The following is a 25,573-nucleotide window of genomic DNA, read 5'->3' as shown; positions in this document are numbered from 1 at the left end:
GCATCGAGCCATCACTCCTGCGTGCTACGTGAGTTGGTCAGCGCCATCGCGCCGACCGCGGTGACGACCCCGACGACGACCGCGAGGATGCCGTAGGTCAGCCGCTCTCCGTGGAAGAACGACTCGACGAGGTCGGCGCCCCAGGTGCCGGCCGGGAGCTGAGTGGTGACCACCGCGGCGATGATGGTGCCGATGACGGCGGTCCCCAGGCTCGTGCCGACCTCCTGGGCGGTGTCGTTGAGCGCGGTGCCGATGGACGTGCGGTTGGCCGGCATCGCCTCGACGAGGGCGATGGCACAGATGGTCATCACCGTGCGCAGGCCGATGGTCATCACGACCATCGAGAGCGCGATGACGAGGTAGCCGTGCTCGACACCCCATGCCAGGCCGCCGAGCGATCCGGCCAGGCAGGCTGCGCCGACGAGGCAGGCGATGCGGTGGCCGAACCGGCCGGCCAACCACTCCGAGATCGGCGTCGCGACGAGCATCGTGACGATGATCGGCAGGTTGGCCAGACCGGCCTTGACCGGACTCCAGCCGTAGGCGTACTGGAAGTGCAGGATCAGTCCGAACATCACGCTGGCCATCGCGATCGACGTGCCGATCTGGGCGATGGTGGCACCGCGGATCGTCCCGACCTTGAACAGCCGGACGTCGAGCATCGGAGCGGCCGAACGAAGTTCGTGCCAGATGAAGGCCGCTGCGGCGAGCACCGCGCCGACGATGGAGGCGATGGTGGGCCACGACACCCAACCGTGCTCGACGCCGCTGGTCAACGACCAGCATGCGAGGCCGATCGTGACGATGCTCAACAGAGCGCCCGGCAGGTCGAGTCGATCCTTCGTCAGACCGTCGGAGCGGTCGGCAGCGACGCCGAGCCGGACACCGATGCCGGCGATCAGCGCGATCGGTGCATTGACGACGAGCAGCCATTCCCAGCGGACGTGCGCCAGGGCGGTGCCGCCGAGGACCGGACCGAGGACGAACCCGGCCATGCCGACCACGATCATGACGGTCATCGCACGCATCCGCAGGGTCTCGTCGTCGAAGAGGCGGAACACGAGCGAATTGGTGATCGGTGCCATCGCGGCGGCGGCGATACCGAGTGCGGCGCGTAAGGCGATGAGTTCGCCTGTCGTGGAGACGAACACGACGAGCAGGCTCAGCAGCCCGAAGGCGGTGAGGCCGATGAGCAACACCCGCCGCCGGCCGAATCTGTCGGCGATGGAGCCCGCGGTCAACAGCAGGCCGCCGAAGGTCAGCGAGTAGGCGCCGGTGACCCATTGCAGCGCGACGGTGTCGCTGCCGAGGTCGCGGCCGATGGTGGGCAGGGCGATCGACAACAGTGTGTTGTCGACCATCTCGACGAAGAACGCGAGACAGAGTGCGGCGAGCGGTATCCATGCCGCTCCAAGCGAGGTGTAGGTGCGCGACGTGGTCGTCGGCGCGGTGGTGACGCTGGTCATGAGGTCCTCCTAGCGGGCAGCCGGGGTTCGATTACCGACAACGCTAGGTAGCGGTTCTGTCGTGGCTCTGTCGTGACCTGTCGCCTGCTGTCGCACTCTGTCGCAGCGGATGCGTGCCTGCGTCACTGCTGGTCACCTACTCTCACCGGGTGGATGCCATCGCCTCGAAGCGCCGTTCTCAGCCGGCGCCGCCCTGGGTGATCTTCGACGATCTCGTCGACCCCGATCGTCAGCCACGTCGCCCGTGGCTACACCTCGAGGACGACGAGATCGCGCCGGTGGTGCTCGAATCCGAGCGGTCCTCCCACGTCGTCTGGTCGTCGCTGTGGCTCAAGCGCCCCGACGCCCGGATCGCCTTCGACCTCACGGCGCGCACCGATGGCGGCACCGATCTGCGCTGGACCCTGCTGGTGGAACCGCCTGCACCCGACGACCGACAGTTCCGACACCTGTGCCAGCGCATCGGCACCCTGATCAACGCGAACCTGCGCCAGACCTACGGGCGATAGCCGAAGACCCGGCACGACTGCCGTCTCTGTCCGACGCGCGTCCGTACATACTAGTTGTTACACTCCTCCTGTGACGTCACGCGAGCAACTGACCGAGGCAATGGCGGGTCTTCTCTGGGAGCGTGGATATGCCGCGACGAGCCCACGTGACGTGATGGCGCGCGCCGGTGTGGGTCAAGGAAGCATGTATCACCATTTCAGCGGCAAACACGAATTGGCTGTCGCGGCCTTGTCGGAAGTGGTCGCCGAGATGGTGGCCGACTCAGCGGTGTTGGACGGAGAACAGTCGCCGCTGGAACGACTCAAGCGATACTTGTCGCTCCCCCGACCGGGCCCGCAGGGATGCCGCATAGGGCGCATGACCCAGGATCCCCAGGTCGTCGAAGATGCGGAGTTGCTCGCGCTCGTCGCAGGCGCATTCGACACCATGCTGAAACGTTGGGAAGCAACAATTCTCGAAGCTGTCGACGCCGAGGAGCTTCCCACCGACACCGACGCCCATGACCTCGCGCGGACCTTGTCGGCGGTCCTGCAGGGCGGATACGTCCTGGCGCGCGCCCAGGGCGAGCAAGCGCCGATGGATGCCGCTGTTCGGGGCGCAGTCGCCCTGCTCGACGCGGCACATCGCACCGCAGTCGATCGCCGAAACCACTGAGAAGGAGAACCTGATGACCGCTCGAATCGGTATCAACGGCTTCGGCCGCATCGGCCGCAGTTACCTGCGTGCAGCCCTGGGGCATACGGCAAATGTGGAGGTGGTCGCGATCAACGACGTCGCCGATGCCGCGACCCTCGCCTCGCTGCTGGAGTGGGACTCGCTGGCCGGGCACCTCGCGGATGTCGATGTGGACGACGGGGCCATTGTGGTCGGTGGACAACGAATCAGGGTCACATCGGCGCGCGAACCCGCGTCGATCGATTGGGGTGACATCGGTGTCGACGTCGTCATCGAATCGTCGGGTCGGTTCACCGACGCGGTCAGTGCGCGGGATCACCTCAAGGCCGGCGCGCACAAAGTGATCATCTCGGCGCCAGCCGATGCCGCCATTCCGGCCGTGGTGCTCGGTGTGAATGATGACTCGCTCGATGTCAGCGGCGATGTCTTCTCGAACGGCTCGTGTACCACGAACTGCCTTGCGCCCATGGCCAAGGTCCTACACGAGTCGTTCGGGATCGAATCGGGTCTCATGACGACGGTGCACGCTTACACCAGTGATCAGCGCTTACAGGACGCACCGCACAAGGACCTTCGTAGGGCACGTGCCGCAGCGCTGTCGACAATCCCGACCTCGTCGGGTGCGGCGAGCACCATCGGCCGTATCATTCCCGAACTCGACGGACGACTTACCGGGCTCTCGCTCCGCGTTCCGGTGCCGGTGGGGTCGATCACCGACCTAACCGCCAAGCTCACGCGGCCTGTCGAGGTCGACGAGGTCAATGCGGTGTTCCGTTCTGCCGCTGGCAATCCGGCGATGTCGACCTATCTCGCCTATTCCGAGGCTCCTCTGGTTTCCGCGGACATCGTCGGCAATCCACACTCCGCGATCTTCGATGCGCCGCTTACCCAGGCCGTCGGTGATCAGGTGAAGATCTTTGCGTGGTACGACAACGAGTGGGGTTTCTCGAACCGTCTCGTGGAGCTATCTGCTCTCGTCGCCTCTTGACGCGTTAGGGATACGCGCTCGTCCACTTCAGGCCACCGACTCCGGCGTTGGCGCCGACCTGCGCTGCGGTGTCCACCCCGGACGCGGAACGCTGTCGAGTAGCGCTTGCGTATAGGGATGTTCGGGGCTGCGCAGGAGGTCGTCGGTCGGTCCGCGTTCGACGATCTTGCCGCCCTGCATGACGATCGTGTGCTCGGTGACCTGCCGGACGACGGCGAGGTCGTGGGTGATGAAGACATACGAGAGTTTGGTTGCCTCGTGGATGTCGGCGAGCAGGTTGAGGATCTGCGCCTGGATGGACACGTCGAGTGCGGCGACCGCTTCGTCGAGTACGAGTACCCGCGGATCGGCGGCCAGCGCACGGGCGATCGCCACGCGCTGTCGTTGACCGCCGGACAGATGGCCCGGTACCGACGACAGGAGTCGTTCGGTCAGACCCACCATGTCGGCGAGTTCGCTCAGACGACTGCGGTCGGTGCCCGACTCGCGGTCGTGCATGCGCAACGCCTCGGACAGTGTCTGGGCGACGGTACGACGTGGATCGAGACTCGTGTACGGATCCGGTCGGCAGCTCGAACGAGACGTCGTCGACCGGGCGGAACGTTCCGAACGTCTTGCACAGGTTGGTCACCGTCAAAATCGGCTCGATCATATCGCTCCTCCACCGAGCGCCGCCCGGACCTCGTCGTCGGTGGCGCGCAGACAGCGCACCGTGTGCTCTCCCTCGTGCGTCAGCGGCACCGGCCCTGACTCGGTGCACAGCGGTAACCGATGCGGGCAACGCACCGCGAAGGCGCACGTCGGGTCGGCTTCCCACGCACCCACCGGCCGTCCGTCGATCGCCGGTACACCGAGCAGGCAATCGTCACCGCCGACCCGCGTGCACAGGTCGAGCAGATGCTGCTCCTCGAGATCCAGGGAATACCGACGGTGCGCGAGAACAGCATCGCGTGGGGTGAACTCCGGGCCAGCGCGGTCTTCACCGAGGACCTCCGCGAGGAGCTCCGGGACGCGACGAACGCGTGGTCGGGCGACATCGCGCGGGTGATCACGCGCGCACAGGAATCCGGAAGAGTCGCTGCCACCGTCGACCCACTCGATTCCGCCGACCGTCTCACCGCCCTGGTCGAGGGTCTCAGCGAGCGGTGGCTCAGCGGCTCGATCACCCTCGAACGCGCGCAGCATCTACTCGCCGGTGCGATCACCGCAGAGTTGGGGACCGCTTGAATCCGTTCTCTCACAGCACCTTCGGGCGATCCTCGGATCGTCGACTGCAGACCTTGGTTGCCAAGTCGACGCCCCTTGGGCACGGTGGAGTGATGAGTGAACAAACGAGTGTCACAGTGGAACGGGTCATCGACGCACCGGTGGATACGGTCTTCGACGTCCTGAGCAACCCGCAGCGCCATCAGAAACTCGACGGCTCTGGATTCATTCGCGGCGTCGAGCACGCCGACCGTATCCAGCAGGTCGGCGACGTGTTCACCATGAACATGGACGGCCCGCACATGGGTGGTGAGTACAAGACCGACAACCACGTCACCGGGTACGCCAAGGACAAACTCCTGGCATGGCAGACCGCACCCGCAGGCACCGAGCCTCCCGGATGGGAATGGGTGTGGGAGTTGGAATCCCAGGGTCCCGACGCCACGCTCGTGCGCCACACCTACGACTGGTCCAAGGTCACCGACAAAGACCTGTTGCAGCAGGTGAAGTTCCCGCTCGTGTCGGCCGATCAACTCGAGGACACCCTGGGCCGGCTGGCCGCCGAGACCACCGGTTAGACGCAGTTCCGACACGCGGTCGGCGACTACGGGTGGGGCGGTGTAGCACCTACTCGTAGCACCTGCCTCCCGAGAACGACGATGACCACACCCGGAACGACGATCCAGATCAGGTTCGGCAACACGGCCACCATGAGGAAGCCGCCGAGATCGCCGCGCTCCAGTGACTGTCGGGTCATGTCGAGTCCGCTGCAGATCTCCACCAGGAAATAGAGCACGGTCTTCCAGAAGGTGGCGACGCTGACCACGAGCCCGACCACGACGGCCGAGAATCGTCGCCGATGTGTCAGAACCCAGACCAGAGCGATCACCTCGAGGAGATTGGCCCAGCTCTGTGCGCTGCCGAATGCGTCGAACCCGGCATAGCGATGGTCGAAGGTCGAGTAGTAGACGTGCCCCGGCCACAACCACGCCAGAGGCCCACCCCCGGTGTGAGATCGAGCCGAGCAGTTCGTAGCAGGCGTCGTAGGTCTGGATCAGCGCGGTGACGGTGAACCACGCGACCACCCACCGCGGGAGGCGCAGGTCGTCACGATGTCTCACCGCGGTGTCGTGGGTGTGCACGCTCATCCGGTCAGCGTAAAACCGCTCGTGGCCAGGCGGTCTGAAATCGCGATCCCGTAACCACACCCGGACTCGTCGACCAACGGCCCGCGTTGCCACGCCAACGGTTCTAGGGTGGGCACCATGAGTCCCGAGACCGAGTCCACACCCGAGGTGGACATCAAGCCCCGCAGCCGCGACGTCACCGACGGCTTGGAGAGAACCGCAGCCCGAGGCATGTTGCGTGCGGTCGGGATGGGCGATGACGACTGGGTCAAACCACAGATCGGGGTCGGCTCCTCGTGGAACGAGATCACCCCCTGCAATCTGTCGCTGGACCGCCTGGCCACCGCGGTGAAGGAGGGCGTGTTCTCCGCCGGTGGCTATCCGCTGCAGTTCGGCACCATTTCGGTCTCCGACGGCATCTCGATGGGCCACGAGGGCATGCACTTCTCGCTGGTCTCGCGTGAGGTGATCGCCGACAGCGTGGAGACGGTGATGAGCGCCGAGCGCCTCGACGGCTCGGTGTTGCTCGCCGGCTGCGACAAGTCGCTGCCCGGCATGCTGATGGCAGCAGCGCGACTCGACCTCGCCAACGTCTTCCTCTACGCCGGTTCGACCCTGCCCGGCTACGCGACACTGGCCGACGGCTCCGAACATCAGGTGACGATCATCGACGCCTTCGAAGCGGTCGGCGCGTGTGCGCGCGGCCTGATGAGTCGCGCCGACGTCGACACCATCGAACGTGCCATCTGCCCCGGCGAGGGCGCCTGCGGCGGGATGTACACCGCCAACACGATGGCCGCGGTCGCCGAAGCCCTTGGGATGTCGCTGCCGGGCAGCGCTGCCCCACCGGCACCGGATCGTCGGCGAGACGAGTTCGCGCGCAAGAGCGGAGTCGCGGTCGTCGAACTCCTGCGCCGCGGCATCACCGCGCGCGACGTCATGACCCGCGAGGCATTCGAGAACGCGATCGCCGTGGTGATGGCTTTGGGCGGATCGACCAACGCCGTCCTGCATCTGCTCGCGATCGCACACGAGGCCGACGTCGAACTCGCTCTCGACGATTTCGCCCGGATCGGTTCGCGCGTACCGCATCTCGCCGACGTCAAGCCGTTTGGCCGCCACGTCATGACCGACGTGGACCGCATCGGCGGCCTCCCGGTCGTGATGAAGGCACTCCTCGACGCCGGATTGATGCACGGCGACTGTCTCACCGTCACCGGGGCCACCATGGCCGAGAACCTCGCCCACATCGCACCGCCGGATCCGGACGGAAAAGTGTTGCGCGCCCTGGATTCTCCGATTCATCCCACGGGCGGGATCACCATCCTCAACGGATCCCTGGCGCCGGGCGGGGCGGTGGTGAAATCCGCAGGATTCGATTCCGACGTGTTCGAGGGGGTGGCACGCGTCTTCGATCGGGAGCGCGCGGCGATGGATGCCCTCGAGGACGGCACCATCACCGCGGGGGACGTCGTCGTCATCCGCTACGAGGGCCCCAAGGGTGGGCCGGGTATGCGCGAGATGTTGGCCATCACCGGCGCGATCAAGGGCGCCGGCCTCGGCAAGGACGTGCTGCTGATGACCGATGGCCGCTTCTCCGGGGGCACGACCGGACTCTGCGTCGGGCACGTGGCTCCCGAGGCCGTCGACGGCGGACCGATCGCCCTGGTGCGCGACGGGGACCGGATCCGCCTCGACGTCGGGTCGGGTACTCTCGACCTGCTCGTCGACGCCGACGAATTGGCGGCGCGCGCAGAAACATTCAGCCCATTGCCGCCGCGGTACACCCGCGGCGTCCTCGCCAAGTACGCCAAGCTGGTCACCTCGGCGTCACGAGGCGCGATCTGTGAATGAGCGCGTACCGACATCGCGGATACCGGCAGACCGCGGACCGGCAGGGTGGGGAATCATGAGGGCATGACCGCAACTCTCGTCGCCAAGGACCTCGCCGGTGGCCACGGCCCCCGCACCCTGTTCGAGGGACTCGACCTCACCGTGGCGCCCGGCGACGTGGTGGGTGTGGTCGGCGCCAACGGTGCCGGCAAGACGACGCTGCTGCGGATCCTTGCCGGGGATCTCGATCCACTCGGGGGTGAGGTGTCCCTGGCGCCGGCCGATGGTTTCGTCGGATGGCTGCCGCAGGAGCATGTACGCGTTCCGGGCGAGACCGTCGCGCAGTATGTGGCGCGCCGCACGGGATGTGCGCAGGCGACCGAGGCGATGAATACGGCCGCCGAGATGTTGTCGTCGACTCGGCCTCCCGGTGCACCCGATCCCGCCGACACTTACGCTGCGGCACTGGATCATTGGTTGGCCACCGGAGCCGCAGACCTCGACGAGCGCCTACCGGCGATCCTGGCCGACCTGGGTCTGCACGGCGCCGGGCACACCGGGGACCTCGACCCCGGGTCGACGCTGATGACCTCACTGTCCGGCGGACAGGCGGCGCGAGTCGGACTCGCCGCCCTGCTGGCGTCACGCTTTGACATCGTGCTCCTCGACGAACCGACCAACGATCTCGACCTCGACGGAATCGAACGTCTGGAAACCTTCGTCGACGGCCTGCGCGCTGCGGTCGTCCTCGTCAGTCATGACCGAGAATTCCTGGCGCGCACGGTGACCCGAGTTCTCGAACTCGACCTCGCGCAACACACCACCACGATTTACGGTGGCGGCTACGACGCCTACCTCGAGGAGCGGGAGGTATTACGTCGCCACAAGCGTCAAGCCTACGACGAATTCGCTGACAAGAAGGCCGATCTCGTCGCCCGTGCGCGTGTTCAGCGGGAGTGGTCGAGTCACGGTGTGCGCAATGCGATCAAGAAGGCTCCCGACAACGACAAGCTGCGCCGCAAGGCAGCCGCCGATTCCAGCGAGAAGCAAGCCCAGAAGGTACGGCAGATGGAGAGTCGCATCGCACGCCTCGAGGAGGTCGCCGAGCCGCGCAAGGAGTGGATCCTCGACTTCTCCATCGGGCCGGCACCGCGGTCGAGCTCGGTGGTCGCCACCTTGGACGAGGTCGTGGTCCGGCAGGGTGATTTCGTCCTCGGCCCGGTCTCGCTGCAGGTCGACGCCGGCGAACGAATCGGCATCGTCGGTCCCAATGGGGCGGGCAAATCCACCCTGCTGCGCGCGCTGCTCGGCCGCGTCGAACCCGACTCCGGGCGGGCGTCGCTGGGCGCGAGTGTGGCGATCGGTGAGATCGACCAGGCGCGCGCCCAGCTCGGTGGGGGCAGCAGTGCGCTCGTCGAGCGCTTCGAAGAGTTGTTGCCGGACTTCTCGGTGGCCGAGATCCGAACGTTGGTGGCGAAATTCGGGTTACGGGCCGGCCACGTCGAACGCCCGGCCACCGAGCTCTCCCCCGGTGAACGAACCCGGGCCGCGATGGCGCTCCTGCAGGCGCGGGGCACCAACGTGCTGGTACTCGACGAACCGACCAACCATCTCGACCTGCCCGCGATCGAACAGTTGGAGAAGGCGCTCGACGCCTATGACGGGGCGTTACTGTTGGTGACCCACGACCGGCGGATGATCGCGACCGTCCGCCTCGATCGCCGGTGGCGGGTGGAGGCGGGCCGGGTCGTCGACGACGTGGTGTGACGGCGCCTCGAAAGTCCGGAATGCCGGTTTGGGTCGATGGTCGAATCCCCTGCTGCCGAAGAATATTGAGCCGATAGACTTTCGTCGCCCGGACGCAACGGAAGGCGGCCATGTTCCCCAAGTACGGTATTCCCGACGGTGCCGACACGGCGTGGATGCTGGTGGCATTCGCGCTCGTCCTGCTCATGACACCCGCTCTCGCACTGTTCTACGGCGGGATGGTCCGGTCCAAGAGTGTCCTGAACATGATGATGATGTGTCTGTCGGCGATCCCCATCGTCTGGATTCTGTGGGTCGTCGTCGGGTACTCGTTGGCCTTCGGTGACGATCACGCAGGACTGATCGGGAGTTTCGGCTCGTTCCCGGGCCTCGAACACACCTTCGGTCATGATGCGGCACATCCGACGACGATCCCGCTCGTCGGCACCATTCCCGCGATTCTGTTCGTCGCGTTCCAGGCCGGGTTCGCGATGGTCACCGTGGCCCTGATCGCCGGTGCGGTCGCCGACCGGATGCGCTTCGTCTCGTGGGTGGTGTTCGCGACCATCTGGTCGCTGTTGGTGTACATCCCGATCGCGCACTGGGTGTTCAGTGCACCCGGATTGACCGAAGAGCACGGTGGCTGGATCGTTGCCCACCTCAAGGCCATCGACTTCGCCGGTGGCACCGCGGTCGAGATCAACTCGGGTGCGTCGGCGCTGGTGCTCGCCATCCTCTTGGGGCGGCGGCGCGGCTGGCCCAAGGATCCGATGCGCCCGCACAATCTGCCGTTCGTCATGCTCGGTGCCGGCCTGTTGTGGTTCGGCTGGTTCGGGTTCAACGCCGGATCGGCGTTGGCGGCCAACGGGTCCGCGGCGATCATCGCGGTCAACACCCTCGGGGCGGGTGCGGCGTCGATGGTGTCGTGGCTCGTCGTCGAATACGCCCGGCATGGCCGCCCCACCTCTTTTGGTGCGGCCTCCGGGGTGATCGCCGGCCTCGTCGCGATCACACCCTCGTGTTCGGCGGTGACGCCACTCGGAGCGCTGGCGATCGGCGCTGTCGCCGGTGCGCTCAGCTCGTACGCCATCGAACTGAAATTCCGCTGGCGCTATGACGATTCGCTCGACGTGGTCGGGGTGCATTTCGTCAGCGGTGTCGTCGGGACCCTGATGATCGGCCTGGTCGCCTCGAGCTCTGCACCGGCCGGCGTGGACGGGCTGTTCTACGGGGGCGGATTCGATCAGCTGTGGCGCCAGGCGGTGGCTGTGGTGGCGGTACTGACCTACGCCGTCGTCGTCACCGGGATCATCGGTCTCGCACTCAAGTACACGATGGGTCTACGCGCCGATCGCCAGCACGAGGTCGACGGCATCGACGACGCACAACATGCCGAGTCGGCGTACGACTTCCACACCGCCGGTGGTCGGTGAACACACCGCTCAGCTCGCCCGGCGCAGCGTCGAGACCATCTCGGTGACGACGGCGGGACTGACCGCGTCGGGAACGCCCTGCGGAGCCGAGATGACGAAGAGCACGCACCCCTGCTGTCCGGGTACCGTCGTGGCCACCATGGAATGAATGGCGGTGGGGCCGACACAGTTCGAGGTCGCGATGTTGCTCACCGATGCGACGACCTGGACAGCGGGTGCCCCGCCGACGGTGAGTTGTCGGGGTGGGCTGAGCTGTACCGTCGGGACGTGTCCGGAGTCCGAGGTGTAGATGTCGGCCACCAGTGCCGCCTCGTCACGTACAGCCTCGTTGATGTCGGTGGTGTTCGACGCGCCCGGCAATCCGGAGACCCCGACCGAGTTGTCGCCACAGCCGGGTGCGTCGAGGGTGGCCGCACCGCTCATGGTGCGGATCGCGCAATAGCCGAAAGGACCGTCGTTGCACCGCTTCTCCCAGCCGACGAGTGTGCCGCAGCTCGCCACCGTCCAGTTGGGTGGGACGTCATAGGCCAGACCGCGTTTGCCTGCGACGGTGCGCCATCCGGCGGGGGTATCGGGGGCGGCGGTGGCCGGCGGACATTGCGCAGCTGCCGGAGCCGTTGTCGAAGGAGACCCGGACGGCGTGGGAGTGGTGGTGCTCGGGAGTACCGACGACGACTGCGCTGCGCTTGCGGAGGTGTCGTGATCGTCATGCGTGGAGCGCACCACCAGAACCACCGCAGCGACGGCCACGACGACGATCAGGATCACTCCCGCCGCGATGACCGCGAGTGCCTTGCCGCTGCCCCCACCGCGCGGCGGCCCGCCGGTTCCGCCCGGCGGGCCGGCGTCCCAAGCTTGTGGTTGCTGCGCCATGGGGTGACCCGGATACGCCGAACCCGGTGGCACGGCACCCGGGTACCAATGTGGTTGGGTCGGATACTCCGATTGTTGGTACCCCGGTTGTTGATAGCCCGGTTGCTGGTAGCCGGGCGGCACGAAGCCGGAGTGTTGATGATCAGAGCGCTGATTCGGGTCCGGTGGATTGCCCTGTGTCGGATGGCTCACTGATCTCCCCCGAGGTCGCCGTGCACGGGGAGCCACGGTATCACCCGAGTGCGTCAGTCGATGACGATGCCGAGGTGCGCCGCGAAGTGTCCGGTGAGCCCGAGAGCCTGCTCGCCGTCGATGGTGCATCCCCGCAGCCCGTCGAGGTGATGGATCGTACCGATGTCGAGTCCGCGTAGGTCGACGTCGGACAGCGTCGCCTGATGGACATCGAGTGTCGTCACCGTGCAGTCCTCGAATGCCATACGCGCAACGGTGGCGTCGACGAGGTCGAGTTCGCCGATGATGCACCCCCGGAACAGCACGTCCCGGACGTCGCTGCCGCGGAAGTTGGCCAGCTCGATCTTCGCCGAATCGACCACCAGTGACCGAATCCGGGATTCGAAGAGATCAAGTGCCCCGACGCGGCTCGCGCAGATCTCGACTTGCCGTATGAAGCTGCGCGGCATCGACATCCGTGGCGCGTTGATTCCCTCGAGCCGGGTCTCGACGAGTCGGGCGCCGGTCAGATCGGTGTCGTCCAGCGACACCGAGGTCAGCCGGCACCCGGACAGTTCAAGCCCGCTCAGGTCACGTCCGGAGAGGTCGACGTCGGTGAGCCGGACGAGTTCGACAGTCGCATACGGTTCGAGTTGGTGGGCATCGCCCACCTCCGCGGAGGTCAGGGTCAGGGTCTCGATCTGTGGTCGTTTCGCCACGCGTGCGACGTCCTTTCCTCGGTGATGCAGACGAGCGTAATGCGTCCGAGCGCCACCGCTTCGAGCACGGGGGTCAGGATGATCGCGGCGTCGACACGCCGGATGCTGTTCTTCGCGAACCCTGGATTCATGATGACAACTTCGTTAGCCTGCCGAATGGGTCGTTTTCGATGGGCCCATCCGCTTGGCCGAGAACAGTGAGAACCGAAGGGAAATCATGAAGAAGACCATGCGAATGGCAGTCGGTGTCGCCGCGGTGTCCGTGGCTGTGTTGACCGCAGCAGGATGTAGTGACGACAACAGCGATTCGGCGACATCCTCGTCGTCGGCCGCATCGTCGATGATGGCCGAGGGCAGCGCGTCCGCCTCCAGTGGTGCCCAGGCGCAGGGCGCCTCGGTCGCACTGACCGCAGCCGACGGCACGACGGTCACCCTGACCGGACCCATCGCGACGAAGTACGAGGCCGCGACCGCCAAACAGAAGACCGACCTGGGTAAGCCGAAGACAGGGACGGACGCGTCCGGAACGGGCGCCAACGGCGTGGTGTTCCAGCAGTTCGACGGCGGGGTCATCACCGCCAAGAACGCCGAGGCCGGTACGCCGGCGTATATCACGTGGGGCAAGATCCGCGACGCGTGGAATGTGCCGCGCGACGCCGCCGGTCAACCGGCCACCGACGGGAAGGGTGGCTCGCAGGGGCCGCTCGGTACCGCAACGAGCGATGAGACCGAGTCCGGCACGCTTCGGACCTCCACCTTCGAACACGGCAAGATCACCTGGGACTCCGCGACCGACAAGGTCGAGGTCACGGTGGACGGCAAGGTCGTTCCGGCGTCGTAGACCGAGCGTGGATGCTGCGCCTCGACCGGTCGAACCGATTGGGGCGCAGCCCAGTCCGCCCCGACCGTGCAAGGCTCACCTGGTATCGCCTTGGCCCGCCGGCCGGGCGCGGGTTACCGTATCGCGTGACCGGACACGACATTGCCTCGCCGGAGCGAGTGACAACGAACCTTCCGCCGGTGCCCACCGACCTCCGGCTGGTGGTCACCGACATGGACGGCACACTTCTCGACGAGCACAAGCGCATCCCGGAGTCGCTGTGGCCGTTGCTCACCGATCTCGATCGCCGCGGTATCGTCTTCAGCCCGGCGAGCGGGCGGCAGGCGGCAACGTTGCTCGATCAACTCGGTCACGCCCTACCCGAGCTGGTGGTGATCGCGGAGAACGGTGCGGTGGTCGCGCGAGGGTCCGAAAAGCTCAGTGTCACACCACTGGACGCGTCCGCGGTGCGCGAGGTCCTCGATGCGGCGCAGGAACTCGCGACAGCGGGGCTCGACCTGGGCGTGGTGTTGTGCGGACCCGATACCGCGTTCGTCGAGCGATCCGATGACCCCTTTCTCGCACAGGTGCGTCCCTACTATCACTCGCATGAGATCGTCGAGGATCTCCGCCGTGTCGATGGCCCCTTCGTCAAGGTCGCGGTCTACGATTTCGTCGACGTCGAGAAGGACACCGCGCCACGGATGACCTCGCTCGAGGGCGCGATGCAGGTGGTCGTCTCGGGCCGCAACTGGCTCGACGTGATGGCCCCGGGGGTGGACAAGGCGGTGGCGGTGCGCGCCGTGCAGCAGCGACTGGGGATCACCCCCGCCCAGACCATGGTTTTCGGCGATTATCTCAACGATCTGGCCATGCTCGGCACCGCCGAGTATTCCTATGCCATGGCCAATGCCCATCCCGAGATCCTGTCGGCCGCCGCCTACCTCGCGCCCTCGAATGCCGAGAACGGAGTGGTCCGCACGGTACGAGCCGCGATCGGCCTACCCGACCTTCGGTGACACGAGAAAAGAGTGACGTAAGAAGACGAGGCGTCAGCCCCACCGACGCACGCGAGGCAGCGAGCCCTCGTCGTCGGCGCCACGCGCCAGCCAGGATGCGACGAATTCGCGGGTGCCGTGTACGAGTGCACCACCACCGTGCACGGTCCACTCGTCACCCTCGATGGTGGTGATCGTCAGGGGCGCGACATCGGCGCAGATCTCGAGGCGGCGCACCATGGCGTCGAGCGCATCGAGCACCGAGTCGGGATCGGCCTCATCGAGCGTCCACACCGAGCTGACGGCGTCGTTGGCGAGGACGATGTCTGCGATGCGCTGAGGTACCACGTCCCGCGGTCGCAGGTCGACGCCGCGACAGTTGATCACCGCATCGGGCGAGCACTCCTCGAGATGTGTTGCGGCGTCGAGGAACACACGCTGGGACTCCCGCAGTCGCCGACGCACCTCATCCGGACTCTCACCAGCGCCCGTGGCGTGGGTGCCGGGCTGCGCAGCGGCGCGCGGTGAGTCGAGGGCGGCCCATACCGCCGCGGACAGCTCGACACCCGAGTGCGCCAGTCGTGCGATCACCTCGCGGCGCGGCAGTCCATTGTCGGCCGACGCCTCGAAACGCTCATCGCCCATCATCGTCACGATGGTGTCGAGCATGTCGAATTCGCGCCCGAGCCGTGACAGATCGGAAGGCAATCGGGTGATCGTCGTCATGGCCACGCTCCTCTGGTCACCGGCGCCGACCCGTGTCGACACCACCGTCCATCGTTACATCCTGCGCTGCGCCTGCGGTCATTTCGGCCGGTTCGACGGACGCCGGGGCGCTGTGGGTGGATGCTGGGGACGATGACATCCGCCCGCCCGTACCGTGACCGCACCGACGCCGGCCGCCGCTTGTGCGCGTCGCTGTCACACCTGCGCGGGCGCACCGGTCTCGTGGTGTTGGCCCTGCCGCGCGGAGGGGTCCCCGTCGGGCTTCCGGTGGCCGCCGACCTCGGGTGTCCGTTCGACATCTGCCTGGTCCGCAAACTGGGGGTTCCCGGACAACCCGAGCTGGCCGCCGGCGCGATCGCCGCCGATTCGACGATCGTCACCAACGACGAGATCATCGCGCGCACCCACACCACCTCGCGCGATCTCGATGCGGTGATCGCCAAGGAGACAAAAGAACTCGGCCGCCGAGAGCGCGTCTATCGCGGGGGTGCGCCCATGGTGGACGTGGCGGGCAGGACGGTCGTGCTCGTCGACGACGGCGTCGCCACCGGCGCAACGATGCGCGCCGCCCTGAGCACGCTGCGCCGCCAGGGCGCGGCCGAGCTGATCGTCGCCGTCCCGGCCGGCCCCGAAGGTGTCGCCCGCGACTTCCCCGAGGCCGATGTCGTGATCTGTCCGATGACCCCACAGCACTTTCGCGGTGTGGGCGGCGCTTACGACGATTTCGCCCAACTCACCGACGAGCAGGTGTGCGCGATGCTCGATGCGACGCGTCCCACTACTTGGCGACGAGGAAATCGTCGATCTGATTGATCGCCCCCGAAGCCCCTTCGACGACGCCCATGTCGAGGACCTTCTGCAACGCCTCGGCGGTCTCGTATGTGCTCAGGAAGGTCGCCACGGTACGACCGTCCTTCTCGGCGAAGCTGTACTCATTGACCGAGACCGGCAACGAGTCCACCGGGGTGAAGTCCTCGTCGGCGAATCCGTCGCGGAAGGTGAATCCGTGCGGTTCGTCGAGGGAATCGATGATCCAGTAACCGGCGTACTTCTCCCCCTCCGGTCCGGTCATGAAATACGTGACCCGTCCGCCGGGCGTGAAATCGTGGTCGACGAAGGTGGCCGGATGGCTCGGCGGACCCCAGATGCGTTCCAGCTGACGGGGATCGGCGTAGATCTGCCAGATCCGCGACGGTGGGGCGGCGAACTCCGCGGTGATGGTCAGTGTTCGGGAATCGAGGTGGTGGGTGACGTCGGTGACGGGCATGGGTCAATCCTCCTGGTGTCGAACAACTTCGGTGTCATTGGTGTGTACTTCTCTGTCCGCGGTGTCGGCGATGAGGTCATCGATCCGCCCGATCCGGCCGCGCCAGATCTGTTCGAGCTCGGTCAGCATCGTCGCCACCGAGCGCACCGCGTGCACGTCACCGGTGGCCAATTGCTCGCGACCGTGGCGTCGCTTGGTCAACAGCCCCGCTCGTTCGAGCACGGCAACGTGCTTTTGCACTGCGGCGAAACTCATGTCGTAGTTCGCCGCGAGCGCCGAGACCGAGTGTTCGCCGGCGAGTACCCGTCGCATGATGTCGCGGCGGGTGCGGTCGGCCAAGGCGTGGAACATCGCATCGGCGCGGTCCTCGTCGTCCTCGATCACTCCTCCAATATACAACCAGTTGGTTGTACGTTGTCAATACGTGGCGACCGTGCTCGGGGCCTGACGGGCCAACACGCCGTCGTTCGCCCGTCCTCCGTCGCCGTTGCCGTGCCGTCGGTGATGATCGTGGGCGAAGTGATGAGAGCCGGAACAGTCGAGCGAGGTGGAGTGCGATGTCGTTGAGCGCCGGTATCGACCGTTTCCAGCGTCGCCATCCGCTGAGCGGCTATCCCCTCGCGGTGGCGTACAAGTTCTTCGACGATCAGGGTGGCTACCTCGCGGCACTGCTCGCCTACTACGGTTTCATCTCGCTGTTTCCGCTGCTGTTGCTGTTGACGACCGTGCTGGAGTTCGTTCTGCGCGACAATCCCGAACTGCGGGAGCGAATCGTGGACTCGGCGATGTCGCAGATCCCGGTGATCGGTTCCGAGCTCGGTCAGCCGGGGCAGCTCAGCGGAGGGACGGTCGCGGTGACGATCGGTGTGGTCGGCGCCCTCTACGGTGGGCTCGGCGTCGCCGTGGCCATTCAGAACGCGATGAACGTCGTGTGGGCGGTGCCACGCAACGACCGTCCCGATCCGATCCGCGTGCGTTTGCGCGGAATGCTGCTGCTGTCGACGGTGGGAACCGCGATCATCGGGTTGACCGTGGTCAACGGCGCGATCGCGGCCGTCGATCTCGGCACCACGGGGAAATGGCTGTCGATCGCGGGATCACTGGTGTTGACCGCGGTCCTGTTCGTGGTGGCTTTCCGCATCGGTACGGTGCGTGAGCTCGGCGTCCGAGACGTGCTGCCCGGCGCGATCGCCGCCGCGATCGGATGGCAGGCTCTGCAGAGCTTCGGCAGCATCTACGTCCAACATGTCATCGCCAACGCGAGTGCGACGACAGGTGTGTTCGCCGTGGTGCTGGGTCTGCTCGCCTTTCTCTACATCGCGGCGATTCTCGTCGTGTTCTGCCTCGAGGCCAACGCCGTGCGGGTCGACAAGCTCTATCCCCGCTCGATGCTCACCCCCTTCACCGACAACGTGGTGCTCACCTCCGGCGACAAGGCGGCCTACGTGGCACAAGCCAAGGCGCAGCGGCACAAAGGTTTTCAGGAGATCCAGGTGCGATTCGACAAACGCTCCGCCGACAGCCGATCCGGTGACGAGGAATCCCCCGACGACCAAGCCGGCAGCGATCGATCGGGCAGCGACGGATCGGGCGGCGACGGATCGGGAAGCGACCCCGACAGCTGACAGTGCACCGACCGATCCGCGCGCGGGGCGGGTCAGTGCGATCCGGCGAGTTCGAGAATCACATCCACTGCGCGGGCGGCGCTTTGGCATGCGCCCTCAATGGTCGTCGTCCAATCGGTGCGCGTCCAGTCCCCCGCCAACGCCAGACCGCGCACCGACGTGCGTTGATCGGGCCGGATGTCGGCGGTCCCGGGCCGTTGGGCGAACGTCGATTTCGGCATCCGCACCACGTGCCCGAGGATCAGTTCGGCGCGCCGGGCGCCCGGGTAGTAACGCCGCAGCATCTGCATCTGGAGGGCGGTGATGTCGGCATTGGACTTGCCGATGAGATCGTAGGCTGCCGAGACGGTGGTCGAATACAGATAGCCGCGCGCCGCATCCCGACCGTGCATCCGTTGGCGATCCCACACCTGTTCGAGGACGCCCTCGCCACCGAGCAGGATCTCACCCCAATCGTCCATGCCGATGGGGCGATCCAGGTAGAGGTTGACGCTGACGATGGGCACTGGCGTCAAATGCCGGCTCGCCGAATGGATCTCGTCGTGACCGGGCATTTGATCGAGCAGGCCGCCGATACTCCACACCGGGACCGCGCAGATGACCGCGTCCGCCGAGAGGAACTCGCCATCGGTGAGCGTGACCCCGGTGACGGCCTCGTCGACGATCTCGACCGTCCGGACCACCGCGCGATGGCGGACCTCGACGCCGGCATCGGCGAAGACCTTCTGTGCACCGGTGACGAACAGGGTGTCGAGATCCACCGTCGGATAACCGATGGAGATCGGCGTCCGGGTTTCCCGCGCCCTGCGGATACCGGTCACCAGGAGGTCGGCGGGCACCTTGGCCGAGGAGATGTCCGGCTTGTCGCCGGTCAGACCGATGACGATGCCGTCCCACAACGCCTCTCGCGCAGACGTGGGCATCCGCAGTCGGCGGAACCATTCGTCGGCGGTGATCTGATCGAGCCACTCGGGTTGGCGCCGCGCCTGCCGGATCAGCAGCGCTTGCGCACGCGCGGTCCGGAGCCGGTCGAGTCCGCGCACGCCCGGCAGATCACCCAGTGCCGCACGCAGTCCAGCGATCCCGCCGAAAGCCGAGCGGCGCGTCGCGCCACCGGGCATCCGGATCGTCATGTGGCCGGGAAAGGCCACGTGTTGACGGGTGCCGACGCTGTCGAGGTAGCGCATCAGATGCTCATAGCCACTGGCGAAGACGTGCTGACCGTTGTCCGGGAAGTCGTCGACCGCGGCGACCGGCATCGAGATCGTTCGTCCGCCCAGCGATCCCCGGCGTTCGAGCAGGGTCACCCGGTGTCCGGCCTCACTCAGCCACACCGACGACGCCAGTCCCGCCAATCCGCCACCGATCACCACGCAATGCATGCGATGAGACTAATCGGCCGATCCGTTCCATGGGAGGAATCGGAGATTCGGGGTCACCGGCCGGCCGACTAGAGCCGTGGACAGACCGCGTCGAACGGGGCGGTCGAGGAGATCCGGGTTTCGATCCCGGCGTGAGTGAACTCCTTGGCGGTGTGAATCGCGTCGAGAACGTCTGCGCCCTTGGCCAATTCGGCCGTGGTCGCCGCGGCGAAGACGCAGCCGGCACCTGACACCCGCTCCTCGCCGACCTTGGGCGCGCGCAGCACGGTGATCTCCGAACCGTCGTAGACCACATCGACGGCGTCGTCGCCGGGTAGACCCACGCCACCCTTGACGATGACCACCGCCGGGCCCTGATCGGCGATCCGCCGGGCCGCCTCGGCGAGATCCTCGACGTCGGCGAGTTCGTCCATCCCGGCCAGTGTCGCTGCCTCGAACAGGTTGGGGGTCACGACGGTGGCCAGCGGCAGGATGTGTTCCCGTAGCGCGTTGTCGGTGTCGAGGGCGGCTCCGGGTTCTTGACCCTTGCAGATCAGGACCGGGTCGACAACGACGTGTCGCCAGGGTCGGGCCCGCAAGCCCTCGGCGACGGTGGTGATCGTCTCCGGGGTGCCCAACATCCCGATCTTGACGACCTCGGGCTCATGAGCAATGGTCGCCGCCTCGATCTGGTCGGCGATGACCGGTGCGGCGATCGGCACGAAGCGGTGTCCCCATCCGGCTTTCGGATCGAAGGAGACGATGCACGTGATGGTCCCGACGCCGTAGGTGCCGAGCTGGGTGAATGTGCGCAGATCTGCCTGCAATCCCGCGCCCCCGGTTGCCTCGGAACCTGCGATGACGTACGACACGGTGGCCACGGTGCACTCTCCCTCTTCTCGATTCCTCCGGCGGTGCCTCCCCCAGCTTGCCAGCGCCCGCCACACGACGCATGAAGCAGGGTGCCCGTTGCGCCGGCGCGCATCGCACTACGCTTGGCGTCGGTTCACTACTGCCTACGTGGAGGTTTTCATGACACAGCTCGGAGTGGTCGGCGGCGGCACCATGGGTGCGGGGATCGCGGAGGTCGCGATTCGCGCCGGCGATGACGTACTCGTACTCGAGCGCGACGAGACTGCCGCCGATGCGGCACGCGCCCGCATCGAGAAGTCTCTGGGCCGTGGCGTCAGCAAGGGCAAGATCTCCGAGGACGATGCCACCGCGGCACTGTCCCGACTGACCCTGACGACCACCGTCGGCGATTTCGCGGATCGTGAGCTGGTGATCGAAGCGCTTCCCGAGGTCGAGTCGCTCAAGGTCGGCTTCTTCGCCGAACTCGACAAGGTCACCGCGCCCGAGGCGATCCTGGCCACCAACACCTCGTCGATCCCCATCATCCGGATCGCCAAGGACGTCGCCGACCCCTCGCGCGTGGTGGGCGTCCACTTCTTCAATCCGGTTCCGGTGATGCCCCTGGTCGAGATCATCTCGAGTCTCGCGAGCTCACCGCAGGCCATCGAGACCGTCACCGTCTACGCCCGCGATCACCTGGGCAAGCGCACGATCGCGGCCGGTGATCGCGGCGGCTTCGTCGTCAACGCCCTGCTGATCCCGTACCTGGTGAGCGCCATCCGCATGTACGAGAGCGGCTACGCCTCCAAGGAGGACATCGACGCCGGCATGGTCAACGGTTGCGCTCACCCGATGGGCCCGCTGACGCTGAGCGACACCGTCGGTCTCGACGTCGTTCTCGACGTGGCCGAATCGCTCTATCAGGAGTTCCGCGAGCCGCACCTCGCGCCGCCGCCGCTGCTCTCGCGCATGGTCGAGGCCGGCTATCTCGGCAAGAAGAGCGGCAAGGGCTTCTACGACTACGCCCGCTGACCACCCGCTCGCCGGAGGAGCCGGTGGTCAGTGCAGGCCGGTGTCCTTGCTGCCGTAGGCCTCACGCAGGCGCGGTTTGACGACCTTGCCGCCGGCGTTGCGCGGTAGTTCGTCAACGATGACGAGGTCCTTGGGCTGCTTGAAGCGGGCCAGGTTCTCGTTCAGATAGGGCTCGAGCTCGTCGAGGGTGAGGTCGTCGGCGCCCTCGGCGAGCACGACGACGGCCACCGGGACCTCGCCCCACTTCTCGTGGGCGCGGCCGATGACGGCGGCCTCGGCGATCTTCTCATGGCCGTAGAGCACGTTCTCCACCTCCGCGCAGTACACGTTCTCACCGCCGGAGATGATCATGTCCTTGGCCCGGTCGACGACAAAGAGGAAGCCGTCCTCGTCCTGACGGACGAGGTCTCCGGAGTGAAACCAGCCGCCGCGGAAGGCATCCGCGGTTGCCTGCGGGTTCTGCCAGTACCCCTTCATCAAATTGGGTCCGCGGTAGACGATCTCGCCGACCTCGCCGGGGGCGACGTCGTTCATCATCGGATCGACGATCCGGGCGGTCACCGCGGGCACCACCTTGCCGATCGACCCGATCTTGCGCAGCGCGTCCTTGCCCTCGAGGACGCACGTGACCGGCGACATCTCGGTCTGCCCGAAAGCCGTCATGTTCAGCGCCTGCGGGAACGACTCGTTCATCGCGTTGAGCACCGTGTCCGAAGCGGGTGCAGCACCCCAACTGATGGTGCGCAACTTGAGGTTTCGCGGCCGTACACGTTGGGCGGCACACACCGCCTGCCACTGGGCCGGCACCATGAAGACCGACGTCGTGCCCTCCCGTTCGAGGGTGTCGAGCATGTCGTCGGGGTCGAACGCGCCGAGCGGGTGGATCACGGCGGGAACTCCCCGGTAGAACACCGGCGCGAACGCGGCGATGCCGGCGATGTGGAAGATGGGTGGGACCACCGAGGCGACGTCGGCATCGGAATGGTCCTGGGCCGCGGCGATCGTTGTCACTGCCTGCGCCTGCAGGTTCTGATGGGTCAGCATGGCGCCCTTGGGTTTTCCGGTGGTTCCCGAGGTGTACATGATCAGTGCCACGGTGTCCTCGGGCACATCGATCTCGGGGAGATCGGCGGAGTCCTCGGCGATCAGGTCGGCATAGTCGAGGTGGTCGGGAACCTCGCTGCCGCCGACGACGATCGTGTGATCGATGCCGCCGGTGGAGGCGGCGGCCGCCTGGGTCAGCGGCGCGAGCAGGGTTTCGGTGACGATCACCCGTGCGCCACTGTCGGTGATGAGGTACCCCACCTCGGCGGGGCTCATCCGGATGTTGACCGGCACCGGAATCGCGCCGATCAGGTTGGCGCCCAACACCGCCTCGACGTACTCGGTGCGATTGAGCAGTGCCATCAGTACGCGGTCGCCGAAGCCGACGCCACGCCGGGCCAGCGCCGCACCGAAGGCCCGGGAACGCTCATCGAGTTGCCGCCAGGTGGTGGTTTGGCCCAGGAACCGCAGCGCCGGGCGGTCGGGGGTCATGAAGGCGTGCCTGCGGACCTGGTTGTTCCAATGGTTGCGGCGCGAACGCAGGGGCTCGGTCGTCAGGTCATTGGTCGGTTCGGTGGTCGCGGTCATACGCACTCTCCCTGTGATCATGGGTGCGCACGTCCACGCCAACTCCGCGTGCGCCCCGGTCGCGCTTGGTGTTCCCCATCACACAGTAGAGCGCGGCACGGATGCCGCGGGAGCGTTCGCTCGGCTTGGTGCCGACGACGGGTGTTTCGTCCGATCCCGGGCCCGACGCCACCACCGCGTAGTTCACAGGATACCCTAACCTAACTCACAGGGCGCGTGGTTCGGTGTGGCATGTCCGCCACGACGCGGCTCCGCCCCGACACCCATGGAACGGACACGGAGATGGTGCAGCAGACCACCAGGACGTCGATGGCGCGTGCGGTACTCGGCGAGGACAATTATCGACGTGCCATCCGGGTGCTCAACGAGCGCCGGCAACGCCCGCGGGTCGGCCGTGTGCGCTTCGGTGATCTGCGCCGAACCCAACCGATCTGTCGCGAATACGGTTCGGCGCGTGGACGTCCCGTCGACCGGTACTACATCGAGAATTTCCTGGCCGAGCACGGACGGCTGATCACGGGATCTGTTCTCGAGATCGGCGAACGCACCTATACCGAGCGCTTCGGCCAGGGCGTCACCCGGTCGGACATGCTCCACGTCTCCGACGGCGCCGACGCGACGTACGTCGCCGACCTCACCGACGCGCCCCAGGTGCCGAGCAACACCTACGACTGCATCATCCTCACCCAGACCCTGCAGATGATCTTCGATCTGCGTGCGACGGTGCGCACCCTGTACCGACTTCTCGCACCGGGTGGCGTGCTGCTGTGCACGGCACCGGGCATCAGTCAGGTCGCCGACCCGGTGTGGAACTCGACGTGGTACTGGTCTTTCACCCGACTGTCGATGCAACGACTGTTCGACACGGCGTTCCCGCCGGGCAACGTCGATGCGCGGGCGCACGGAAATGTCTTGTCGGCCACCGCATTTCTGCAAGGTTTGGCGCAGGACGAGCTGCGTTGCTCCGAGCTCGATGTGGTCGACCCCGAGTATCCGGTGATCCTCACCGTCGCCGCCTGTAAGGGGGATCTCGATCAGCGGCATCGCCCGGCAATCGACGCACCGGCCGGGTCAGTGCTGGACCTGACCGACCCGCGGTACGGCTCGATCGCCGAGTTCCTCGGTACCACCGGCGGGGCCTCACCGGTCGCCGACTGGGGTGCACTCACCGTGCATGAGCTCGAGGATCGCACCATCCCGGCCTACTCGATCGTGCTCCCCCATGTACTCGAGCACACCTGGGCCTGGCGCCGCATCCTGCGCAACGCTGTTGCCCGCACCGGCGGCCGGTTGACCGTGATGCTATCGGTTCCACTGGGCGACAGCGAGTTACGGCTGGACAACGAACAACTCGTACCCACCCTGCAACTCCCGCGGGAGGAATTCCTCGCCCACTTCGACGGCATGACGGTCCGCACCGAGACCGTCGAGACCGACACCGGTGGCAGCGAGACCTGGTTTCATGTCGAGAAGTAGGGCCGTTCTCGGGGCGCTGCGCTCGCGGGTTCGGCGGCTCCGTCCGCGGGGCGGCATCCTGATGTATCACTGCGTCTGCGTGCAGCGGTGCGACCCATGGGCGATCTGCGTGTCCCCCAAGGCCTTTGCCGATCACATGGAGGTCCTCGCGGCCGCCCGCGCGGCGGTCGGGCTCGATGCCTTCGCTGACGACCGCGCCTACACAACCGACGGTGCACACCTCGCGGTGACCTTCGACGACGGATACGCCGACAACCTCACCGCGGCGCTGCCGATCCTCGAGCGGTTCGAGATCCCGGCGACGATCTTCGTGGTCGGCAACGCCGTGGGCCGGACGCGCGAGTTCTGGTGGGATGCTGTGCAACGCGCCATCCTCGACCCGCCCGCGCTACCCGCGGAACTGCGGTGGACCTTCGGTGACGCCCCCCGGCGCTTCATCGTCGACGACACACCGGACGACGCAGCACGACTCGAGGGGTGGCGGGCCGACGCCGCACCACCGGTGACCGCACGACAGACCCTGTTCCGCACATTGTGGGACGCGATCGTGCTTCTCGAGCCCGCAGCACAGGACGATGCGGTGGACGCTCTCCTGCAGTGGTCCGAGGCGCCGGTGCAGCCACCGGTCGCCGCCCGCCTGCCCGTCACCGCCGACCAACTCGCCGAACTCGCCGCCCACCCCCTGATCAACCTCGGCAGCCACACCCTCGACCACGTCTCGCTCACCGACGCCGACCCGTCCCGTCAGCACGCACAGATCACCGGCGGCCACCGGATGGTGGAGGAACTGCGTGGCGGCCCGGCGGACCACTTCGCCTACCCGTTCGGCCGACTCGACGCGAGCGCGCGGGATATCGTGCGCGACAGTGGGATCGACGTCGGCTGTACGAGCGTGTCATTGCCCGCGACCGTGGGCGACGACCGGCATGCCCTCCCCCGTCTGCACGCCACCGAGATGGACGGCGACGAATTCGCCCGATGGCTTCACGACGACCACCATCTGCTCAGGAATCGGTAGACCGCAGCTACCGGATGAC

Annotated in this window: 26 protein-coding genes and 1 pseudogene; 15 read left to right on the top strand and 12 right to left on the bottom strand. The window is 66.6% G+C overall.

Features of this window, described 5'->3' with window-relative positions; genetic code table 11:
• Positions 1-11 precede the first annotated feature (11 nt).
• Positions 12-1,466 (bottom strand): MFS transporter, encoded by a 1,455-nt coding sequence (locus P3L18_RS23955; protein WP_271355543.1) that lies wholly within the window; start codon positions 1,464-1,466, stop codon positions 12-14.
• Positions 1,467-1,615: 149 nt separating this feature from the next.
• Between P3L18_RS23955 and P3L18_RS23950 the strand changes: the two genes are divergently transcribed.
• The 3 genes from P3L18_RS23950 (at position 1,616) to gap (ending at position 3,639) form a co-directional block, all read left to right on the top strand.
• Positions 1,616-1,975 carry a hypothetical protein gene (locus P3L18_RS23950; RefSeq protein ID WP_276115478.1) on the top strand — a complete coding sequence of 120 codons (360 nt, stop codon included), beginning with the start codon at positions 1,616-1,618 and terminating at the stop codon, positions 1,973-1,975.
• Positions 1,976-2,045: 70 nt separating this feature from the next.
• Positions 2,046-2,630 carry a TetR/AcrR family transcriptional regulator gene (locus P3L18_RS23945; RefSeq protein ID WP_276115477.1) on the top strand — a complete coding sequence of 195 codons (585 nt, stop codon included), beginning with the start codon at positions 2,046-2,048 and terminating at the stop codon, positions 2,628-2,630.
• A gap of 13 nt (positions 2,631-2,643) precedes the next feature.
• On the top strand, positions 2,644-3,639 hold the full coding sequence (gene gap, locus P3L18_RS23940; RefSeq protein ID WP_271355545.1) for a type I glyceraldehyde-3-phosphate dehydrogenase: 996 nt from the start codon (positions 2,644-2,646) through the stop codon (positions 3,637-3,639).
• Positions 3,640-3,666: 27 nt separating this feature from the next.
• Here gap and P3L18_RS23935 read toward each other — a convergent pair whose 3' ends face one another.
• On the bottom strand, positions 3,667-3,819 hold the full coding sequence (locus P3L18_RS23935; RefSeq protein ID WP_276115490.1) for an oligopeptide/dipeptide ABC transporter ATP-binding protein: 153 nt from the start codon (positions 3,817-3,819) through the stop codon (positions 3,667-3,669).
• Positions 3,820-3,963: 144 nt separating this feature from the next.
• A pseudogene (locus P3L18_RS23930) lies at positions 3,964-4,179 on the bottom strand (ATP-binding cassette domain-containing protein); the annotation flags it as partial.
• Between the two features lie 231 nt (positions 4,180-4,410).
• Between P3L18_RS23930 and P3L18_RS23925 the strand changes: the two are divergent.
• Both P3L18_RS23925 and P3L18_RS23920 read left to right on the top strand, forming a co-directional pair.
• On the top strand, positions 4,411-4,866 hold the full coding sequence (locus P3L18_RS23925) for a TetR family transcriptional regulator C-terminal domain-containing protein (protein WP_276115476.1): 456 nt from the start codon (positions 4,411-4,413) through the stop codon (positions 4,864-4,866).
• A 92-nt stretch (positions 4,867-4,958) separates the two neighbouring features.
• A complete protein-coding gene (locus tag P3L18_RS23920) occupies positions 4,959-5,423 on the top strand; it encodes an SRPBCC family protein (RefSeq protein WP_020171273.1) in 465 nt (154 codons plus the stop codon).
• A 26-nt stretch (positions 5,424-5,449) separates the two neighbouring features.
• Here the strand turns inward: P3L18_RS23920 and P3L18_RS23915 are convergent, their stop codons facing one another.
• A complete protein-coding gene (locus P3L18_RS23915) occupies positions 5,450-5,830 on the bottom strand; it encodes a hypothetical protein (RefSeq protein WP_276115475.1) in 381 nt (126 codons plus the stop codon).
• 280 nt (positions 5,831-6,110) lie between these two features.
• Between P3L18_RS23915 and ilvD the strand changes: the two genes are divergently transcribed.
• The 3 genes from ilvD to P3L18_RS23900 all read left to right on the top strand — a co-directional run bounded on the left by ilvD (position 6,111) and on the right by P3L18_RS23900 (position 10,984).
• On the top strand, positions 6,111-7,826 hold the full coding sequence (gene ilvD / locus P3L18_RS23910) for a dihydroxy-acid dehydratase (RefSeq protein WP_265076466.1): 1,716 nt from the start codon (positions 6,111-6,113) through the stop codon (positions 7,824-7,826).
• Between the two features lie 63 nt (positions 7,827-7,889).
• On the top strand, positions 7,890-9,572 hold the full coding sequence (locus P3L18_RS23905; RefSeq protein ID WP_276115474.1) for an ABC-F family ATP-binding cassette domain-containing protein: 1,683 nt from the start codon (positions 7,890-7,892) through the stop codon (positions 9,570-9,572).
• Positions 9,573-9,682: 110 nt separating this feature from the next.
• A complete protein-coding gene (locus P3L18_RS23900) occupies positions 9,683-10,984 on the top strand; it encodes an ammonium transporter (RefSeq protein WP_265076464.1) in 1,302 nt (433 codons plus the stop codon).
• 9 nt (positions 10,985-10,993) lie between these two features.
• On the opposite strand, the gene P3L18_RS23895 is transcribed toward P3L18_RS23900, so the two are convergent.
• Together P3L18_RS23895 and P3L18_RS23890 are read right to left on the bottom strand one after the other, a co-directional pair.
• Positions 10,994-12,049, bottom strand: a complete 1,056-nt coding sequence (locus P3L18_RS23895) for a hypothetical protein (RefSeq protein ID WP_276115473.1) — start codon at positions 12,047-12,049, stop codon at positions 10,994-10,996.
• A gap of 53 nt (positions 12,050-12,102) precedes the next feature.
• The gene (locus P3L18_RS23890; protein ID WP_276115472.1) at positions 12,103-12,747 is read right to left on the bottom strand and encodes a pentapeptide repeat-containing protein; all 645 of its coding nucleotides are present in this window, start codon (positions 12,745-12,747) and stop codon (positions 12,103-12,105) included.
• Positions 12,748-12,964: 217 nt separating this feature from the next.
• Between P3L18_RS23890 and P3L18_RS23885 the strand changes: the two genes are divergently transcribed.
• Positions 12,965-13,588, top strand: coding sequence for a hypothetical protein (locus P3L18_RS23885; RefSeq protein ID WP_276115471.1), 624 nt, complete (start codon positions 12,965-12,967; stop codon positions 13,586-13,588).
• Positions 13,589-13,713: 125 nt separating this feature from the next.
• Positions 13,714-14,586, top strand: a complete 873-nt coding sequence (locus tag P3L18_RS23880) for a Cof-type HAD-IIB family hydrolase (protein WP_276115470.1) — start codon at positions 13,714-13,716, stop codon at positions 14,584-14,586.
• Between the two features lie 33 nt (positions 14,587-14,619).
• On the opposite strand, the gene P3L18_RS23875 is transcribed toward P3L18_RS23880, so the two are convergent.
• Positions 14,620-15,291: a hypothetical protein gene (locus P3L18_RS23875; protein WP_276115469.1), complete on the bottom strand. Its 672-nt coding sequence runs from the start codon at positions 15,289-15,291 to the stop codon at positions 14,620-14,622.
• A 120-nt stretch (positions 15,292-15,411) separates the two neighbouring features.
• Between P3L18_RS23875 and P3L18_RS23870 the strand changes: the two genes are divergently transcribed.
• Complete coding sequence (locus tag P3L18_RS23870) at positions 15,412-16,104, top strand: phosphoribosyltransferase family protein (protein ID WP_276115468.1); 693 nt, start codon at positions 15,412-15,414, stop codon at positions 16,102-16,104.
• Here P3L18_RS23870 and P3L18_RS23865 read toward each other — a convergent pair.
• Together P3L18_RS23865 and P3L18_RS23860 are read right to left on the bottom strand one after the other, a co-directional pair.
• Positions 16,070-16,558, bottom strand: a complete 489-nt coding sequence (locus P3L18_RS23865; RefSeq protein ID WP_014360094.1) for an SRPBCC domain-containing protein — start codon at positions 16,556-16,558, stop codon at positions 16,070-16,072. The two genes, P3L18_RS23870 and P3L18_RS23865, sit on opposite strands and share 35 nt — an antisense overlap.
• Before the next feature lie 3 nt (positions 16,559-16,561).
• A complete protein-coding gene (locus tag P3L18_RS23860; protein ID WP_014360093.1) occupies positions 16,562-16,942 on the bottom strand; it encodes a metalloregulator ArsR/SmtB family transcription factor in 381 nt (126 codons plus the stop codon).
• A gap of 173 nt (positions 16,943-17,115) precedes the next feature.
• Here P3L18_RS23860 and P3L18_RS23855 point away from each other — a divergent pair, with 173 nt between their 5' ends.
• Positions 17,116-18,183 carry a YihY/virulence factor BrkB family protein gene (locus P3L18_RS23855; protein WP_014360092.1) on the top strand — a complete coding sequence of 356 codons (1,068 nt, stop codon included), beginning with the start codon at positions 17,116-17,118 and terminating at the stop codon, positions 18,181-18,183.
• 32 nt (positions 18,184-18,215) lie between these two features.
• Here the strand turns inward: P3L18_RS23855 and P3L18_RS23850 are convergent, their stop codons facing one another.
• Both P3L18_RS23850 and P3L18_RS23845 read right to left on the bottom strand, forming a co-directional pair.
• Positions 18,216-19,565: an FAD-dependent oxidoreductase gene (locus P3L18_RS23850; protein WP_276115467.1), complete on the bottom strand. Its 1,350-nt coding sequence runs from the start codon at positions 19,563-19,565 to the stop codon at positions 18,216-18,218.
• A 68-nt stretch (positions 19,566-19,633) separates the two neighbouring features.
• Positions 19,634-20,425, bottom strand: a complete 792-nt coding sequence (locus tag P3L18_RS23845) for a hydroxymethylpyrimidine/phosphomethylpyrimidine kinase (RefSeq protein ID WP_020171283.1) — start codon at positions 20,423-20,425, stop codon at positions 19,634-19,636.
• A gap of 151 nt (positions 20,426-20,576) precedes the next feature.
• Between P3L18_RS23845 and P3L18_RS23840 the strand changes: the two genes are divergently transcribed.
• A complete protein-coding gene (locus P3L18_RS23840) occupies positions 20,577-21,428 on the top strand; it encodes a 3-hydroxybutyryl-CoA dehydrogenase (protein WP_276115466.1) in 852 nt (283 codons plus the stop codon).
• Between the two features lie 27 nt (positions 21,429-21,455).
• On the opposite strand, the gene fadD5 is transcribed toward P3L18_RS23840, so the two are convergent.
• Entirely contained in the window at positions 21,456-23,060 is a 1,605-nt protein-coding gene (gene fadD5, locus P3L18_RS23835; RefSeq protein ID WP_079929750.1) for a fatty-acid--CoA ligase FadD5, read from the bottom strand.
• A 282-nt stretch (positions 23,061-23,342) separates the two neighbouring features.
• Between fadD5 and P3L18_RS23830 the strand changes: the two genes are divergently transcribed.
• Positions 23,343-24,536, top strand: coding sequence for a methyltransferase domain-containing protein (locus tag P3L18_RS23830; RefSeq protein ID WP_276115465.1), 1,194 nt, complete (start codon positions 23,343-23,345; stop codon positions 24,534-24,536).
• Complete coding sequence (locus P3L18_RS23825) at positions 24,523-25,554, top strand: polysaccharide deacetylase family protein (RefSeq protein WP_253193954.1); 1,032 nt, start codon at positions 24,523-24,525, stop codon at positions 25,552-25,554. The genes P3L18_RS23830 and P3L18_RS23825 overlap by 14 nt, the downstream gene beginning before the upstream one ends.
• Positions 25,555-25,573: the final 19 nt, after the last annotated feature.

The organism is Gordonia sp. N1V (genome assembly GCF_029269935.1).
GTDB lineage: Bacteria > Actinomycetota > Actinomycetes > Mycobacteriales > Mycobacteriaceae > Gordonia > Gordonia polyisoprenivorans.
Note: the sequence above shows the minus strand (reverse complement) of the source record. Positions and strands in the feature narration are given on the sequence as shown.